The organism is Pseudoxanthomonas sp., from assembly GCF_027498035.1.
Lineage (GTDB): Bacteria > Pseudomonadota > Gammaproteobacteria > Xanthomonadales > Xanthomonadaceae > Pseudoxanthomonas_A.
Map to the genome: position 1 here is coordinate 142,362 of NZ_CP114978.1, position 16,222 is coordinate 158,583.

Here is a 16,222-nt window from a genome sequence, read left to right on the forward strand (position 1 = left end):
GCGCATGGCACATTCGCACGCATCCAAAGGCCCGGTCGGCCCGGCACCGCTGCCGCATCAGGTGGTCTACACCACGCTGCATTACGACACCCCGTGGTCCTATGAGAGCTATCTCAAGACCGGCGGCTACGCGGCCCTGCGCAAGATCCTGGAAGAGAAGATCTCGCCGGCCGACGTCATCGAGATGGTCAAGGCATCCAACCTGCGTGGCCGCGGCGGCGCGGGCTTCCCGACCGGCCTGAAGTGGTCCTTCATGCCCAAGGGCGACATGCAGAAGTACATCCTCTGCAACTCGGACGAATCCGAGCCGGGCACCTGCAAGGACCGCGACATCCTGCGTTACAACCCGCATTCGGTGGTGGAGGGCATGGCGATCGCCTGCTACGCCACCGGTTCGACCGTGGGCTACAACTACCTGCGCGGCGAGTTCCACCACGAGCCGTTCGAACACTTCGAACAGGCCCTGGCCGATGCCTACGCCAACGGTTGGCTGGGCAAGGACATCCTGGGCAGCGGCGTGAACATCGACATCTACGGTGCGCTGGGCGCCGGCGCCTACATCTGCGGCGAAGAAACCGCGCTGATGGAATCGCTGGAAGGCAAGAAGGGCCAGCCGCGCTACAAGCCGCCGTTCCCGGCGAACTTCGGCCTGTACGGCAAGCCGACCACGATCAACAACACCGAGACCTATGCCTCGGTGCCGGCGATCATCCGCAACGGCCCGGAATGGTTCATGGGCCTGAGCAAGACCAAGAACGGCGGCCCGAAGATCTTCTCGGTCTCCGGCTGCGTGGCCAAGGGCGGTAATTTCGAAGTGCCGCTGGGGACCACCTTCGACGAACTGCTGGAAATGGCCGGTGGCTTGAAGCCGGGCCGCAAGCTCAAGGCCGTGGTGCCGGGCGGCGTGTCCATGCCGGTGCTCAAGGCCGAACAGATGGCCGGCCTGCAGATGGACTACGACACCCTGCGTGCCCTGGGCACCGGCCTGGGGTCGGGCGCCATCGTGGTGCTGGACGACAGCGTCTGCTGCGTGCGTTTTGCCTGCCGCATCAGCCAGTTCTTCCACAAGGAATCCTGCGGCCAGTGCACGCCGTGCCGCGAAGGCACCGGCTGGATGCACCGGGTGCTGGAGCGCATCGTCGCCGGCACAAGGCCACGATGGAAGACCTGCACCAGTTGAAGGCCGTGGCCGGCCAGATCGAAGGCCACACCATCTGCGCGTTCGGTGAAGCGGCGGCATGGCCCATCCAGGGTTTCCTGCGCCAGTTCTGGGACGAGTTCGAGTACTACATCGTCAACGGTCGATCGATCGTCGACGGCCCGCTGGAGGCTGCGGCATGAGTGCCCAACCGGTCGATCCAAACGTCCCGCCGGATCATGTGACCATCGAGATCGACGGCCGCGTCCTGTACGCGCCGAAGGGCTCGATGATCATCCAGGCCGCCGACAAGGCTGGCATCCCGATCCCGCGTTTCTGCTACCACGACAAGCTGTCCATCGCGGCCAACTGCCGCATGTGCCTGGTCGATACGGAAATTGGCGGCCGCGGTGCGCCCAAGCCGTCGCCGGCCTGCGCCACGCCGGTGGGCGATGGCCTGAAGGTGTTCACGCGCAACGAAAAAGCGCTCAAGTTCCAGCGCAGCGTCATGGAATTTCTGCTGATCAACCATCCGCTGGACTGCCCGATCTGCGATCAGGGCGGCGAGTGCGAACTGCAGGACGTGTCGCTGGGCTATGGCCGTTCGGTCAGCCGTTTCAACGAGCGCAAGCGCGTGGTGCCCGACGAGGACATCGGCCCGCTGGTCGCCACCGAGATGACCCGCTGCATCCAGTGCACGCGTTGCGTGCGCTTCACCGCTGAAGTGGCCGGCACCTACGAGCTCGGTGGCATGTACCGCGGCGAGAACCTGCAGATCGGCACCTATGACGGCAAGCCGCTGACCACCGAACTGTCGGGCAATGTCGTCGACGTGTGCCCGGTCGGCGCGCTGACCAACAAGGTGTTCCAGTTCCGCGCCCGTCCGTGGGAGCTGCAGGCACGCGAGTCGCTGGGTTACCACGATGCGATGGGCTCGAACCTGTTCGTGCACGTGCGTCGCGGCGAAGTGCTGCGTACCGTGCCGCGCGACAACGAAGCGGTCAACGAGTGCTGGCTGTCTGATCGCGATCGTTATTCGCACCAGGGCCTGTACGCCGAAGATCGCGCGGTCAAACCGCTGCAGAAGGTCAACGGCGAGTGGAAGGAAGTGAGCTGGGCCGAAGGCCTGGCCGCGGCCGCCGAGATCCTCAAGGCGCACGCCGGCGATGACCTGGGCGTGCTGGTCCACCCGGCGACCTCGAACGAGGAGGGCGGCCTGCTGGCCAAGCTCGCTTCGGGCCTGGGCACCGGCAACATCGACCACCGCATCCTGTCCAACGACCTGTCCGATGCCGCCGTGGCGCAGCCGTTCGCGCTGCCGCTGGCTGACATCGAGAAGGCCGGCGCGATCGTGGTGTTCGGCAGCAACGTGCGCCACGAGCTGCCGCTGCTGCACCAGCGCATCCGCAAGGCCAACCGCAACGGCGCCAAGGTGCATGTGGTCAACCCGGTGGATTTCGATTTCACCTTCGCCACGACCGGCAAGCACATCGTGCCGCCGTCGCAGCTGGCTGACGCATTGGGCAACGCGGACCTGCGCGACGCAGTGAAGGGCGCCAGTTCGGCCGTGGTCATCGTTGGTGCGATTGCCGAGAACCATCCGCAGGCTGCTGCGTTGCGCGCTGCTGCCGTGGAGTTCGCCGCCGCGACCGGTGCCTCGCTGTGCCGCATTCCGCAGGGCGCCAACGCCGTGGGCCTGGCCCGCGCCGGCGTGCTGCCGACCGGCAGCGATGCCGTGGACATGGTGAGCAAGCCGCGCGGCGCCTACGTGATCTACGGCATCGAGCCGGGCCTGGATTTCGCCCATGGTTTCGCCACGCAGAAAGCGTTGACCGCCGCCAAGGTCGTGGCCTTCAGCCACTTCGCCTGTGCGTCCACGCGCCGCATGGCCGATGTGATCCTGCCGATCGGCGCGCTGCCGGAAATCGACGCGACGCTGACCAACCTGGATGGCCGCGACCAGCGTGCCCAGGCCGGTGCCAAGCTGCCGGGCGAAGCACGCGAAGGCTGGAAGGTGCTGCGTGCCCTGGGCGGCGCGCTGGAACTGCCGGGCTTCGAGTTCACCGATCTGGCCGGCGCACGCGCCAGCCTGGCCGGGCTGGCCACGGTGACGGCGAAGGCTTCGGCTGCGCCGGCACTGGCAGGCGAGGGCTTTGAAGTGGTGTCCACCGCTGCGATCTACCGCACCGATGGTGTGGTCCGTCGTGCCGCTGCACTGCAGTCGCATCCGCTCAACACCGCACCGGCCGTCAGCCTGCATCCGCAGGATGCGCAGGGCCTGGGGCTGGCGGACGGGCAGGTCGCCAAGGTCCAGGCTGCCGATGGAACCGCCACCTTGCCGGTGGTGATCAATGACCGTGTCGCGCCGGGTTCGGTGTGGATCGAGTCGGGCCATGGCGCGACCGCGCCCATCGGCACCGGCCGTGTGAAGGTGGTGGCTGCATGAATGAGTTGTTGATCAATGGCGTCAGCCCGCTGCGCGACTGGCTGCTCAGCCTGGGCGCCATCGGCCTGATCGTGTGGATCGTGCTGAAGATCCTGGTGATCGCCGTGCCGGTGATCATTTCGGTCTCCTTCTACGTGGTGTGGGAGCGCAAGCTGATCGGCTGGATGCACGTGCGCCACGGGCCGATGTATGTCGGCATGGGCATCTTCCAGGCCTTCGCCGACGTCTTCAAACTGCTGTTCAAGGAAATCCTGCAGCCGGCCAACGCGCAGAAGTCGATCTTCGTGATCGCACCGCTGATCGGCCTGGCCCCGGCGTTCGCGGCCTGGGCGGTGGTGCCTTTCGATGCGCAGCTGGTGCTGTCCAACGCCAATGCCGGCCTGCTGTACCTGCTGGCGATGACCTCGCTGGGCGTGTACGGCATCATCCTGGCCGGCTGGGCTTCGAACTCGAAGTACGCGTTCCTGGGCGCGCTGCGTTCGGCGGCGCAGGTGGTCAGCTACGAAATCGCGATGGGCTTCGCCCTGGTCGGTGTGATGATCGCGACTGGCAGCCTGAACCTGTCGGCGATCGTGGAGGCACAGCGCGGCAACTCGGGCTTCTTCGAGTGGTATTTCATCCCGCTGTTCCCGCTGTTCATCGTGTACTGGGTGTCCGGCGTGGCCGAGACCAACCGCGCGCCGTTCGACGTGGTGGAAGGCGAGTCGGAAATCGTCGCCGGCCACATGGTCGAATACTCCGGTGGTGCGTTCGCGCTGTTCTTCCTGGCCGAATACGCCAACATGATCCTGGTCAGCTTCCTGGTCTCGATCTTCTTCCTGGGCGGTTGGCTGAGCCCGATCCAGGGCTGGGTCACGGCGGACGTGTCGCCGTGGGTCAACTGGATCTGGGACGGCGGCTGGCCGTGGCTGTTCGCCAAGGTGTTCTTCTTCGCCAGCGCCTACATCTGGTTCCGTGCCAGCTTCCCGCGCTACCGCTATGACCAGATCATGCGGCTGGGCTGGAAGATCTTCATTCCCCTGACCATCGTCTGGATCGCAGTCACCGCGCTGATGGTCTTCTACGGCGTCATCCAACGAGGCGCCTGATCCACATGAACAAGATCACGCATTACTTCAAGAGCCTGCTGCTGCTTGAGCTGCTGCAGGGCCTGTGGCTGACGTTCAAGTACACGTTCAAGCCCAAGTACACGATGATGTACCCGATGGAGAAGTTCCCGCAGTCGCCGCGTTTCCGCGGCCTGCACGCGCTTCGCCGCTATCCGAACGGGGAAGAGCGCTGCATCGCCTGCAAGCTGTGCGAAGCGGTCTGCCCGGCGCTGGCGATCACCATCGATTCGACCAAGCGCGAGGACGGCACCCGCCGCACCACGCGTTACGACATCGACCTGTTCAAGTGCATCTACTGCGGCTTCTGCGAGGAAAGCTGCCCGGTCGACTCCATCGTGGAAACCCACGTACTGGAGTACCACTTCGAAAACCGTGGCGAGAACATCGTCACCAAGCCGCAGCTGCTGGCCATTGGCGACCGACTCGAGTCGGAAATCGCCGAGCGCCGTGCCGCCGACGCCGCATTCCGCTGAGGACGAGATGGACTGGGTACTGATCAGCTTCTACATCTTCGCCGCGATGGCCGCCTTGTCGGCCGGTGCGGTGATCAGCGTGCGCAACCCCGTGCACGCCGTCCTGTTCCTCATCCTGACCTTCTTCAGCGTCGCCTGCGTGTGGCTGCTGGTGGGCGCCGAGTTCCTGGGTGTCGCCCTGATCCTGGTCTACGTCGGCGCGGTGATGGTCCTGTTCCTGTTCGTGATCATGATGCTGGACATCGACGTGGACAACCTGCGCGAGGGCTGGGTGAAATTCCTGCCGGTCGGCATCCTGGTGGCGGTGGTCATGCTGGTCCAGATGCTGATGCTGATCGGGGTCAAGGCCAAGAGCGTTGCCGTGCTGCCCGAGAACGCCGCATCGGCCGCCGCTGATTCCTCCAACATCACCTGGCTGGCGCGCACGCTGTTCACCGAGTTCCTGCTGCCGTTCGAGTTCGCCGCGGTGATCCTGACCGTGGCGGTCGTCGCCGCGGTCATGCTGACCCTGCGCAAGCGTGAAAACGTCAAGACGCAGAACCCGTCCGAACAGACCCGGGTCAAGGCCGCCGACCGCTTCCGCATGGTGCGCATGGACGCCGTGCGCCCGGTGGTGCCGGCGCCTGAAGCCCCGGCCGACGACTCGCAGGAGGCCAAGCCATGATCACCCTCGGACACCTGCTGGCGCTGGGCGCGGTGCTGTTCTGCATCTCGCTGGCCGGCATCTTCCTCAACCGCAAGAACGTGATCATCCTGCTGATGTCGATCGAGCTGATGCTGCTTTCGGTCAACATCAACTTCGTGGCGTTCTCGCGCCAGTTGGGCGACCCCGCCGGGCAGCTCTTCGTGTTCTTCATCCTCACCGTGGCTGCGGCCGAGGCCGCGATCGGCCTGGCGATCCTGGTCGCGCTGTTCCGCAGCCGACGCACGATCAACGTCGCCGAAGTCGACTCCCTCAAGGGCTGATGTACTGATGATGGGCGAAATCCTCCTTTCCAAGTCCATGCTGGTCGCCGTGGTGCTGGCGCCGCTGCTGGGCAGCATCGTGGCCGGCTTCTTCGGTCGCCAGATCGGCCGCGTCGGTGCGCACACCATCACCATCCTGGGCGTGGCGGTCAGCTGCGCGCTGTCGTGCTGGGTGCTGTACCAGCTGACGTTCAACGGCGCCGCGCCGTTCAACCAGAACCTGTACACGCTGTTCGACATCGGCAACTTCCATGGCCACGTCGGCTTCATGGTCGACCGCCTGACCGCGATGATGATGGTGGTGGTGACCTTCGTGTCGCTGCTGGTCCACGTCTACACGATCGGCTACATGGCCGACGACGATGGCTACCAGCGCTTCTTCAGCTACATCTCGCTGTTCACCTTCAGCATGCTGATGCTGGTGATGAGCAACAACTTCCTGCAGCTGTTCTTCGGCTGGGAAGCAGTGGGCCTGGTGTCCTACCTGCTGATCGGTTTCTGGTTCAAGCGCCCGACCGCGGTGTTCGCCAACATGAAGGCGTTCCTGGTCAACCGCGTCGGTGACTTCGGCTTCCTGCTGGGCATCGCGGCGGTGCTGATGACCTTCCGCACCCTGGACTATGGCGAGGTGTTCGCCAATGCGCCGCTGGCGATCGGCGCCAAGCTGAGCCAGCTTTGGCCCGCGACCGAGGCCACGGTCAGCGCGTTTTACCTGATCGGCGGGTGGTCCTTGCCGACGGTGATCTGCATCTGCCTGTTCATCGGTGCGATGGGCAAGTCGGCGCAGGTGCCGCTGCACGTATGGCTGCCGGACTCGATGGAAGGCCCGACCCCGATCTCGGCACTGATCCACGCCGCGACGATGGTTACTGCGGGCATCTTCATGGTGGCGCGCATGTCGCCGCTGTTCGAGCTGTCGCAGGCCGCGCTGGACTTCGTGCTGTTCATCGGCGCGACCACGGCCTTCTTCACCGGCCTGATCGGCATCATCCAGAACGACATCAAGCGCGTGGTCGCGTACTCCACGCTGTCGCAGCTGGGCTACATGACCGTGGCGCTGGGTGTGTCCGCCTATAGCGCAGGCGTGTTCCACCTGATGACCCACGCGTTCTTCAAGGCGCTGCTGTTCCTGGGTGCCGGCTCGGTGATCATCGGCATGCACCACGAGCAGGACATGCGCAAGATGGGCGGGCTGCGCAAGTACATGCCCATCACCTACATCACGATGGTCATCGGCACCCTGGCGCTGGTCGGCACGCCGTTCTTCTCGGGTTTCTACTCGAAGGACACGATCATCGAGGCCGCGCAGCATCATGCCCTTGTCTCGCATAGCTGGGTCGCCACGTATGGCTACTGGGCGGTGCTGGGTGGTGTGCTGATCACCAGCTTCTACAGCTTCCGCCTGCTGTTCCTGACCTTCCACGGCAAGGAACGCTTCCGCGACGTCGCGCATGACGATCACGGCCATGGCCACGATGCACACGCCGTCGCCCATGCCGATGCGCATGGCCACGACAGCCACACGCATGACAGCCACGGCCACGACGACCATGGTCACGGCCATGGCCCGCACGTGCCGCACGAATCGCCGTGGGTGGTGACGCTGCCGCTGATCCTGCTGTCGATCCCGTCGATCCTGATCGGTTTCTTCACCATCGGCCCGATGATGTTCGGCACCAGCTGGTCCGGCCATCACGCCGAAGCCAGCATCCCGGGGCAGGCGGTGAGCTTCTTCACCGGCGTGATCGATTTCGCCGATCCGGCGCGCGACACCGTCGGGGCGCTGGCCGAAGAATTCCACGGGCCGGTGGCGTTCGCGCTGCACGGCATGCTGGCGGCACCGTTCTTCCTGACCTTGCTCGGCTTCGCCCTGGCGGCGGTGCTGTACCTGGTGCTGTCGCCGGAATGGCCGGCCAAGCTGCGCCAGCGTTTCTCGCTGCTGGTGCGCGTGCTGGATGCCAAGTACGGCTTCGACATCCTGTGGATCGACGGCCTCGCCGGTGGCGGCGTCGAACTGGGCAAGATCTCGCGCTGGATCGACACCCGCATCATCGATGGTGTCTTCGTCAACGGCAGTGCCCGCGTGGTCGGCCTGGCCTCGCAGCTGTTGCGCCGCACCCAATCCGGTCTCCTTTACCACTACGCCTTCGCCATGATCCTCGGCCTGATTGCACTGCTGGCCGCAGTCATGACGTACTGGCGCTGATCTGTACGGATACGAACACGTGTCGAACCTGCTAAGCATTCTGATCTGGCTGCCGATCCTCGGTGGTGCCCTGGCACTGGCGTTGGGGACTGCGCGTGCGCAAGCCGCGCGCTGGCTGGCCCTGGCCGTGGCGCTGCTGACCTTCCTGGCCAGCCTGCCGCTGCTGACCCACCTGCAGTGGGGCAACGGCGACATCCAGTTCGTCGAGAAGCACGCCTGGGTGCCGGCGTTCGACATCTGGTACGCGCTGGGCGCCGACGGCATCTCGGTCGCGCTGATCGTGCTGACCACGCTGACCACGGTGCTGGCCCTGATCGGCGCCTGGTCGGCGATCGACAAGCGCGTCAACCAGTACGTCGCGGCTTTCCTGATGCTGGAAGGCATGATGATCGGCGTGTTCAGCGCGACCGATGCGATGCTGTTCTACGTGTTTTTCGAAGCGATGCTGATCCCGATGTTCCTGATCATCGGCATCTGGGGCGGCCCGCGTCGCATCTACGCCTCGGTGAAATTCTTCCTGTACACCTTCCTCGGCTCGGTGCTGATGCTGGTCGGGTTGATCTACCTGTACATCAAGGGTGGCCAGCTGGGTCATGCGAGCTTCCAGTTCGCCGACCTCTACATCCTGCCGCTGACGGCAAGGGAACAGACCTGGTTGTTCTTCGCGTTCCTGATCGCGTTCGCGGTCAAGGTGCCGATGTTCCCGGTCCACACCTGGCTGCCCGACGCGCACGTGGAAGCGCCGACCGCCGGTTCGGTGATCCTGGCCGCGATCATGCTGAAGATCGGTGGCTACGGTTTCCTGCGCTTCTCGCTGCCGATCACGCCTGATGCCTCGCACGAGTGGGGCCAGCTGGTGATCGTGCTGTCGCTGATCGGCATCGTGTATGTCGGCCTGGTGGCATTGGTGCAGGAGGACATGAAGAAGCTGATCGCCTATTCGTCGGTCTCGCACATGGGCTTCGTCACCCTGGGCACGTTCATCGCGGCCGGCCTGATGCGCGATTACGACAACGCCGATGCAGCCCGCCTGGGCCTGCAGGGCGCGGTGGTGCAGATGATCTCGCACGGTTTCATCTCCGGCGCGATGTTCTCGCTGGTGGGCGTGGTCTACGACCGAATGCACACGCGCATGATCAAGGACTACGGTGGCGTGGCGAACGTGATGCCGTGGTTCGCGGTGTTCTTCGTGTTCTTCGGCATGGCCAACTCGGGCCTGCCGGGCACCAGCGGTTTCGTCGGTGAGTTCATGGTCATCCTGGCCAGCTTCCAGAAGCATCCGTACATCGCGTTCGTGGCCGCCCTGACCCTGGTCATCGGCGCCGGCTACACGTTGTGGCTGGTCAAGCGGGTGCTGTACGGCGAGGTGGCCAACAGCCACGTCGCCGAACTGAAAGACATCAATTGGCGCGAAGCCCTGGTGCTTGGCGTGTTCGCGGCGGGAACGCTGGCGCTGGGCGTGTATCCCAAGCTGCTGACCGACCTGCTTGAACCGTCAATCGCGAACCTGGCGATGCAGCTCGCCACCAGCAAGCTGTAAGGACTTACGTCATGGCCGTCTCGATGCTTCCCTCCGCCCCCGTCACCGACCTGCTGCCGATCATTCCGGAGCTGGTGCTGGTTGCCGGTGCCTTCGCGCTGCTGATCCTGGATGTGTTCCTGGATGCCAAGCGCCGTGCCATCACCCATGGCCTGACCCTGCTGGTGCTGGCCGTGGCCTTCGTCCTGCTAGTCACCCACGTGGGCGGGCAGGGCACGGTGTTCAACGGCATGTTCGTGCGCGACAACCTGGCCGACGTGGTCAAGGCCGCCATCGTGCTGGTCAGCGGCCTGGCGCTGGTCTATGGCTGGCCGTACCTGCGCGAGCGCAACCTGTATCCGGGCGAGTTCCCGGTGCTGGTGCTGTTCGCCACGGCCGGCATGATGATGCTGTCCTCGGCCGGCAGCCTGGTCATGGTCTACCTGGGCCTGGAACTGCTGTCGCTGTGCTCGTACGCGATGGTCGGCATGAACCGCGACAACGGCCTGTCGTCCGAAGCGGCGATGAAGTACATCGTGCTCGGCTCGATCGCCTCGGGCCTGCTGCTGTACGGCATGTCGCTGGTCTATGGTTCGACCGGTTCGCTCGAGCTGTCGCAGATCAACACGGTCATCGCCGGCATCACTGATCGCCCGATGCTGCTGACCGGCATGGTGTTCATGGTCTGCGGCATTGCGTTCAAGCTGGGCGCCGCGCCGTTCCACATGTGGCTGCCCGACGTGTACCAGGGTGCGCCGACGCCGGTCACGCTGTTCATCAGCACCGGCCCGAAGCTGGCCGCGTTCGCCATGGCCTATCGCGTGCTGGAGCAGGGCCTGGGCTCGGCCGGCGGGCAGTGGCACCTGTTGCTGGCGGGCATCGCCGCGTTCTCGCTGATCATCGGTAACGTCGTCGCGATCGCGCAGACCAACCTCAAGCGCATGCTGGCGTATTCGACCGTCTCGCACATGGGCTTCCTGCTGCTCGGCCTGGCCGGCGGCGGCCCGGATGGCTATGCGGCGGCGCTGTTCTATGGCATTGCCTATGCGTTGATGTCGGCAGCGTGCTTCGGCGCGATCCTGGTGCTGTCGCGCAATGGTTTCGAGTCCGACACCATCGACGACTTCAAGGGCCTGGGCGTGCGCAGCCCGTGGATGGCTGGCATGGTGCTGTGTGCGATGGCCTCGCTGGCTGGCGTGCCGCCGTTCCTTGGCTTCTGGGCCAAGCTGGCGGTGCTGCGTGCGGTGGTCCAGAGCGACATGCTGTGGCTGGCCCTGGTGGGCGTGGTCTGCGCGGTGATCGGCGCGTTCTACTACCTGCGCGTGATCAAGGTGATGTATTTCGATGAGCCTGTCGGCGCGCTGCCGGCGCCGCGCGCGGGCAAGGTGGTGCCACTGGTGTTCGGGATCAACGCATTCGCGCTGCTGGGCCTGGGCCTGCACTGGAATCCGCTGATGACCTGGTGCAAGGCGGCGTTCGGTATCTGACGTATTGCATCTCGAAGAGTCTCCGGGGTTGCATAAAATCCCGGGATTCTTCATAATTCCGCTCCTGATGCGGGGTGGAGCAGTCTGGCAGCTCGTCGGGCTCATAACCCGAAGGTCGCAGGTTCAAATCCTGCCCCCGCTACCAACAAATCTACGTTCGAAACAACGTAGTCGCTTCAGAAGATTCTGTTGCGGGGTGGAGCAGTCTGGCAGCTCGTCGGGCTCATAACCCGAAGGTCGCAGGTTCAAATCCTGCCCCCGCTACCATGAATAGCTGCGTTGGAGACAACACAGCGGTAGTCACGAAACGGCGAACTCGGCAACGAGCTCGCCGTTTTCGTTTGCGCGTGTTGTCGTGTTGGATCAGGCCCAAAGAAAAAAGCACGCTCCTGCGAGCGTGCTTGATGGGCTTCTGGCAGCGTCTGGCCTGGATCAGCGGCCGACGGTGGCCATCAGTTGCGGCGGATAGCGCTCGCCTTCGACCTTGATCGCGGCGGCGGCGGATTCGATGTCGGCAAGGTCCGTGGTGGAAAGGTCGACGTCGGCACCACCCAGGTTCTCTTCCAGGCGGTGCAGCTTGGTGGTGCCCGGGATCGGCACGATCCACGGCTTGCGCGCCAGCAGCCAGGCCAGTGCGATCTGGGCTGGGGTGGCCTGCTTCTTCTGGGCGATGTCCTTGATCAGTTCGATCAGCGCCTGGTTGGCGGCCATGGCTTCAGGCGTGAAGCGCGGCAGCAGCTTGCGGAAGTCGTTCTCGCCAAGCTGGGTGTCCTTGCCCATCGCGCCAGTCAGGAAGCCCTTGCCCAGCGGGCTGTAGGCGACCAGGCCGATGCCCAGTTCCTCGCAGGCGTCCAGGATGCCGTTGCTTTCCGGCCCGCGCGTCCACAGCGAGTACTCGTTCTGCAGCGCGGTGACCGGCTGCACGGCGTGGGCGCGGCGCACGGTCTGCGCGCCGGGTTCGGACAGGCCGAAGTGCCTGACCTTGCCTTGCGCGATCAGGTCCTTGACCGCGCCGGCGACGTCCTCGATCGGGACGTTCGGGTCCACGCGATGCTGGTAGAACAGGTCGATGGTGTCGATGCCCAGGCGCTTGAGCGAGGCGTCGGCCACCTGCTTGATGTGTTCGGGGCGGCTGTTGGGGCCGACCATCTTGCCGCCTTCGATATCGAAGCCGAACTTGGTGGCGATCACCACCTGGTCGCGGATCGGCTTGAGTGCTTCGCCGACGATCTCTTCGTTGGTGAACGGGCCATAGACTTCGGCGGTATCGAAGAAGGTGACGCCGCGTTCGGCCGCGTCGCGGATCAGCTTGATCGCTTGCTGGTGCTCCAGCACTTGGCCGTAGCCGAAGTTCAGGCCCATGCAGCCGAAGCCGATGGCTGAAACCTGCAGTCCGCTGGTGCCGAGTTGACGCATTTTCATGGTGACGCTCCGCTGTGTTTCCGGGGCTATCACCCTAACGCCGGGTTCGCGCGCTGATTAGCCCATCGGGGCGACATGCGGTTAGAAACAGCATTCATGGATGGAGGCCATCGGGCCGCCGCCGCGCTCACGCCACCGCGGGAATGAGGTCTTCTTCCACCGCGTAACGGATCCAGACCATGCCGCCATCCAGGGTCCTGGTCAGCAGGTGCCGCAGCACCTGGCCTTCGGCCGGGCGTGTCGAGGCTTCGCCCTGGTAATCGAAGATGCCCGGCATGCCGGACAACCCATCGATGCCGGGATAGACCAGCAGGCTCACTTCATCGATCAGCCCGGCCTGCAGGAATGCGCCATTGAGGCGCCCGCCGCCTTCCAGCAACAGGGTGCCGACACCGAAGGTCACGGACAAGGTTTCGAGTGCTGCGGCGAGGTCGTTGCCGTCGTCGCCCGCGAACACGTACGAGACACCGACCGCGCGTAGCCGTGCGAGATAGCGTGCATCGACGCGGCGGCCGAGTACCGCCACGATGTGGTCGCCGTCGGCGTTGTCGACGTTGTAGTCCAGCCGTCCCTGGCGATCGAACACGATGGCCAGCGGTGGACGCGCGGGGTTGGCGACATGCGGGATGCAGGATGGATTGGCCGCCGGCGAAACCTTTGGCTGGCCGAGCGCAATGCCGCGGAATTCGGCCATCGTGCGATTGCCGACCATGAAGCCGTCCGCGCCCAGGCGCCCGCCGGCCTGTGCGTAGTGGCGCGGCACGATGTCCGGGTCCACGCCGGAGGCTGGCGGTGTCCAGCGGTCGGCCAGCAGCCGGCCGTCGATGGAGCTGACCATATGGCAGATGATCTTCGGGCGCATGGAATGTCCTGGGGTGTGGGGGGCGGAAAAGTGAGGTTCGAGCTGGCTGATCCCGCAACACGCAGATCAGCGCATCGTGCTGGCATGTGCGGACAAGGCGACGCTCACGGTCGCCACGCCATCAACCTGGTTGTATCGCCAATGCCGCGCGGGCCCGTCTTTCGGGGCGAAGGATGCAAGTCACCACCAACAGCAGCGCGAGCGCCAACAGGCCGGTGCCGACCTGCAGCGCTGCATTGATCTGCCGGGCCAGGGTGGCGGTATCGGTTGTCGCGCCCGAGGCCGCGTGGAAGGCGACGACCAGCACCGCCAGTCCAAGTGATCCGCCGAGCTGGTGTGCCACGTTGACCACGCCCGACGCCGCACCGGCGTCGGCCTTGCCCACGCCACGCACGCCGGAAATGGTGAGCGGACTCAGCGTCGCGCCCTGGCCGATGCCGATCAAGATCATCGGCAGCGCCACACCGCTCAGATAGGGCGTGGAGGCGCCCGCCACACTCAGCCAGCCAGCGCCCACGACGCACAGCAGCAGCCCGCAGGCCAGGACGGTGGCATTGCCGAACCGGCCCGTCAGGCGTGGCACCAGCAGCGCGGTGGCGAAGTTCGGCAACGTCATCGGCAGGAACGCCAGCCCGGCGCGCATCGGCGAATAGCCCAGCACGCCTTGCAGCAGCTGCGTGCCGAAGAACCAGAAGCCGACCATGCCGCCAAGGAACAGCAGTCGCGCGGCATAGGCGCCACTGCGCTCGGCGTTGGCGAACAGGCGCAGCGGCATGATCGGCTGGCGCGCGCGTGATTCGATCACCACGAAGGCGATCAGCAGCGCGACGCCACTGGAGACGCAGGCCTGGGTGAGGCCATCGCTCCAGCTGCTCGAAACCGAGCGCACGATCCCGTACACCAGCGCGATCATGCCGGCCGCCGAGGTCAGGCCACCGGCGACATCCAGTGCGCCGGTGTGGCGTTCGGTTTCGGTCAGCCAGCGGCGCGCGCCCAGGATCAGGGCAATGCCGATCGGCAGGTTGATGAAGAAGCCCACGCGCCAGGACAGCGCATCGGCGATCACGCCACCCAGCACCAGCCCGACGCTGGCACCGATGCCGGCGGTGGCGCCGTACCAGGCCAAGGCGCGGGTACGGCCCGGGCCTTCGGGGAAGCTCACCGACAGCAGCGCGAGCGTGGAAGGCGCAAGCACGGCCGCGCCCATGCCTTGCACCGCGCGCGCCAGGATCAGCCAGGTTGCCGATGGCGCCAGCCCGATCACGAGCGATGCGGCGGTGAAGAGCGCCAGTCCGATCACCAGCATGCGGCGCCGGCCCAGTACATCGCCGGCGCGTGCGCCGAGCAGCAGCAGTCCGCCGAAGGCCAGCGTGTACGCGTTCTGCACCCAGGACAGATTGGCCGTGGACAGCTGCAGCGATGCCTGGATCTTCGGCAGTGCGGTGATCACCACTGACACATCGAGCAGGATCATCAGGTAGCTGACCAGCACGACCGCCAGCACGGCGGGTTGGCCAGGCAGCCAGGCGGGGTGGTTCGCGCCGCCGATGGAAGCGCCCGCTGTTGCCGGGCGCGATGGAGTGTTCATTCCGCTTGCCTCAGGAAGGGCCGGTTGGCCCATGTCTCCAATCTAGAGGCGGGGATTGGCTTTGATTAGACCGTGCCCATCGCATGCCGTGATGGGCTGGCCTCATCAATGGTGCGTTTGCTCAGGGCGTCGCGGCGCGCGTGGCGAATACCGACTGCGCCACCGGCACGGCCGACATCGCCCTGGGCCAGCCGGCGTAGAACGCCAGGTGGGTGATGACCTCGCCGACCTGTGCCTGGGTCAGGCCGTTGTCCATCGCGCGGTTGAGATGGAACGGCAGCTGTTCGGCCTGGCCCTGGGTGATCAAGGCGGCGACGGTGACCAGGCTGCGGTCGCGCGGGCTTAGGTCGGGACGCCGCCACAGGTCGGCGAACAGCACCTCGTCGGTGTAGCGCGCGAGTTCCGGAGCGAGCGGGGCAACGTTGGCCGCGACCGTCGCGGCGCGCTTGGCTTCGGCGGCGGCATCGATGGGCAATAGCGCGGCGTTGCCGGGGTTCAAGGTGGCCAGGTCGATGCCGCGTTCGGCAAAGACCTCCTTAACCACGCCCACCGCCGACATCGCGTTGGGCCAGCCGGAGTAGAACGCCAGGTGCGTGATCAGGCCGACGATCTCGCTGGGCTTGAGGCCATTGTCCAGGCCGAGCTTGAGATGCGAGGTCAGCTGCGCGGTGCGGCCGCCGGCCACCAGCGAGGACAGCGTGACCAGGCTGCGGTCGCGCGGCGACAGGTCGGCCTGTTTCCAGTTCTGCCCGAACAGCACGTCGCGGGTGTAGTCGTACAGCGAAGGCGCGACCTGCTGGACCTCGATGGGAGGCGAGGGCGTGGTGCTGGCCGGCGTGGATTCGGGGGCGCCGGACAGCGACATCGCGGCCAGCGTGGCGAAGAAGGGATGCATGGTGCAGACACTCCAGGGAAGGGACAGCCCGGCGCGCGGAGCCCAGCGCCCGGCGCGCGACATCCGCATGCTACGGAGCGCTCATGGCGACAGTAAGGTCGCCGGCACGAT

The 16,222-nt window shown here is 65.5% G+C and carries 12 protein-coding genes, 2 tRNA genes and 1 pseudogene; 11 read left to right on the plus strand and 4 right to left on the minus strand.

The genetic code is table 11. The annotated features are described in order from the left end of the window. The first annotated feature begins 4 nt into the window (after positions 1-4). The 11 genes and pseudogenes from nuoF to O8I58_RS00705 all read left to right on the plus strand — a co-directional run bounded on the left by nuoF (position 5) and on the right by O8I58_RS00705 (position 11,611). Positions 5-1,341 (plus strand): annotated as a pseudogene (gene nuoF / locus O8I58_RS00655) (NADH-quinone oxidoreductase subunit NuoF). Then, a complete protein-coding gene (gene nuoG / locus O8I58_RS00660; RefSeq protein WP_298319827.1) occupies positions 1,338-3,584 on the plus strand; it encodes an NADH-quinone oxidoreductase subunit NuoG in 2,247 nt (748 codons plus the stop codon). Before nuoF ends, nuoG begins: the two are co-directional and overlap by 4 nt. Continuing rightward, the gene (gene nuoH, locus O8I58_RS00665) at positions 3,581-4,672 is read left to right on the plus strand and encodes an NADH-quinone oxidoreductase subunit NuoH (protein WP_298319829.1); all 1,092 of its coding nucleotides are present in this window, start codon (positions 3,581-3,583) and stop codon (positions 4,670-4,672) included. The genes nuoG and nuoH overlap by 4 nt, the downstream gene beginning before the upstream one ends. 5 nt (positions 4,673-4,677) lie before the next feature. Then, complete coding sequence (nuoI, locus tag O8I58_RS00670) at positions 4,678-5,166, plus strand: NADH-quinone oxidoreductase subunit NuoI (protein WP_093136750.1); 489 nt, start codon at positions 4,678-4,680, stop codon at positions 5,164-5,166. 7 nt (positions 5,167-5,173) lie between these two features. Then, a complete protein-coding gene (locus O8I58_RS00675) occupies positions 5,174-5,830 on the plus strand; it encodes an NADH-quinone oxidoreductase subunit J (protein WP_298319832.1) in 657 nt (218 codons plus the stop codon). Further along, entirely contained in the window at positions 5,827-6,132 is a 306-nt protein-coding gene (gene nuoK, locus O8I58_RS00680) for an NADH-quinone oxidoreductase subunit NuoK (protein WP_298319833.1), read from the plus strand. The genes O8I58_RS00675 and nuoK overlap by 4 nt, the downstream gene beginning before the upstream one ends. A 7-nt stretch (positions 6,133-6,139) precedes the next feature. Further along, entirely contained in the window at positions 6,140-8,338 is a 2,199-nt protein-coding gene (nuoL, locus tag O8I58_RS00685; RefSeq protein ID WP_298319834.1) for an NADH-quinone oxidoreductase subunit L, read from the plus strand. Between the two features lie 19 nt (positions 8,339-8,357). After that, entirely contained in the window at positions 8,358-9,878 is a 1,521-nt protein-coding gene (locus O8I58_RS00690; protein ID WP_298319836.1) for an NADH-quinone oxidoreductase subunit M, read from the plus strand. 11 nt (positions 9,879-9,889) lie between these two features. Next, positions 9,890-11,344, plus strand: coding sequence for an NADH-quinone oxidoreductase subunit NuoN (nuoN, locus tag O8I58_RS00695; protein WP_298319837.1), 1,455 nt, complete (start codon positions 9,890-9,892; stop codon positions 11,342-11,344). 68 nt (positions 11,345-11,412) lie between these two features. Next, a tRNA-Met gene (locus tag O8I58_RS00700) sits at positions 11,413-11,489 on the plus strand. Between the two features lie 45 nt (positions 11,490-11,534). Continuing rightward, a tRNA-Met gene (locus tag O8I58_RS00705) sits at positions 11,535-11,611 on the plus strand. 165 nt (positions 11,612-11,776) lie between these two features. Here the strand turns inward: O8I58_RS00705 and O8I58_RS00710 are convergent. The 4 genes from O8I58_RS00710 to O8I58_RS19260 form a co-directional block, all read right to left on the minus strand. Next, complete coding sequence (locus O8I58_RS00710) at positions 11,777-12,766, minus strand: aldo/keto reductase (RefSeq protein ID WP_298319838.1); 990 nt, start codon at positions 12,764-12,766, stop codon at positions 11,777-11,779. Between the two features lie 127 nt (positions 12,767-12,893). Further along, positions 12,894-13,628 carry a RibD family protein gene (locus tag O8I58_RS00715; RefSeq protein WP_298319839.1) on the minus strand — a complete coding sequence of 245 codons (735 nt, stop codon included), beginning with the start codon at positions 13,626-13,628 and terminating at the stop codon, positions 12,894-12,896. A 121-nt stretch (positions 13,629-13,749) separates the two neighbouring features. After that, a complete protein-coding gene (locus O8I58_RS00720; RefSeq protein WP_298319840.1) occupies positions 13,750-15,216 on the minus strand; it encodes an MFS transporter in 1,467 nt (488 codons plus the stop codon). A 121-nt stretch (positions 15,217-15,337) separates the two neighbouring features. Further along, positions 15,338-16,111, minus strand: coding sequence for a carboxymuconolactone decarboxylase family protein (locus tag O8I58_RS19260; protein WP_345781319.1), 774 nt, complete (start codon positions 16,109-16,111; stop codon positions 15,338-15,340). Between the last annotated feature and the right edge of the window lie 111 nt (positions 16,112-16,222).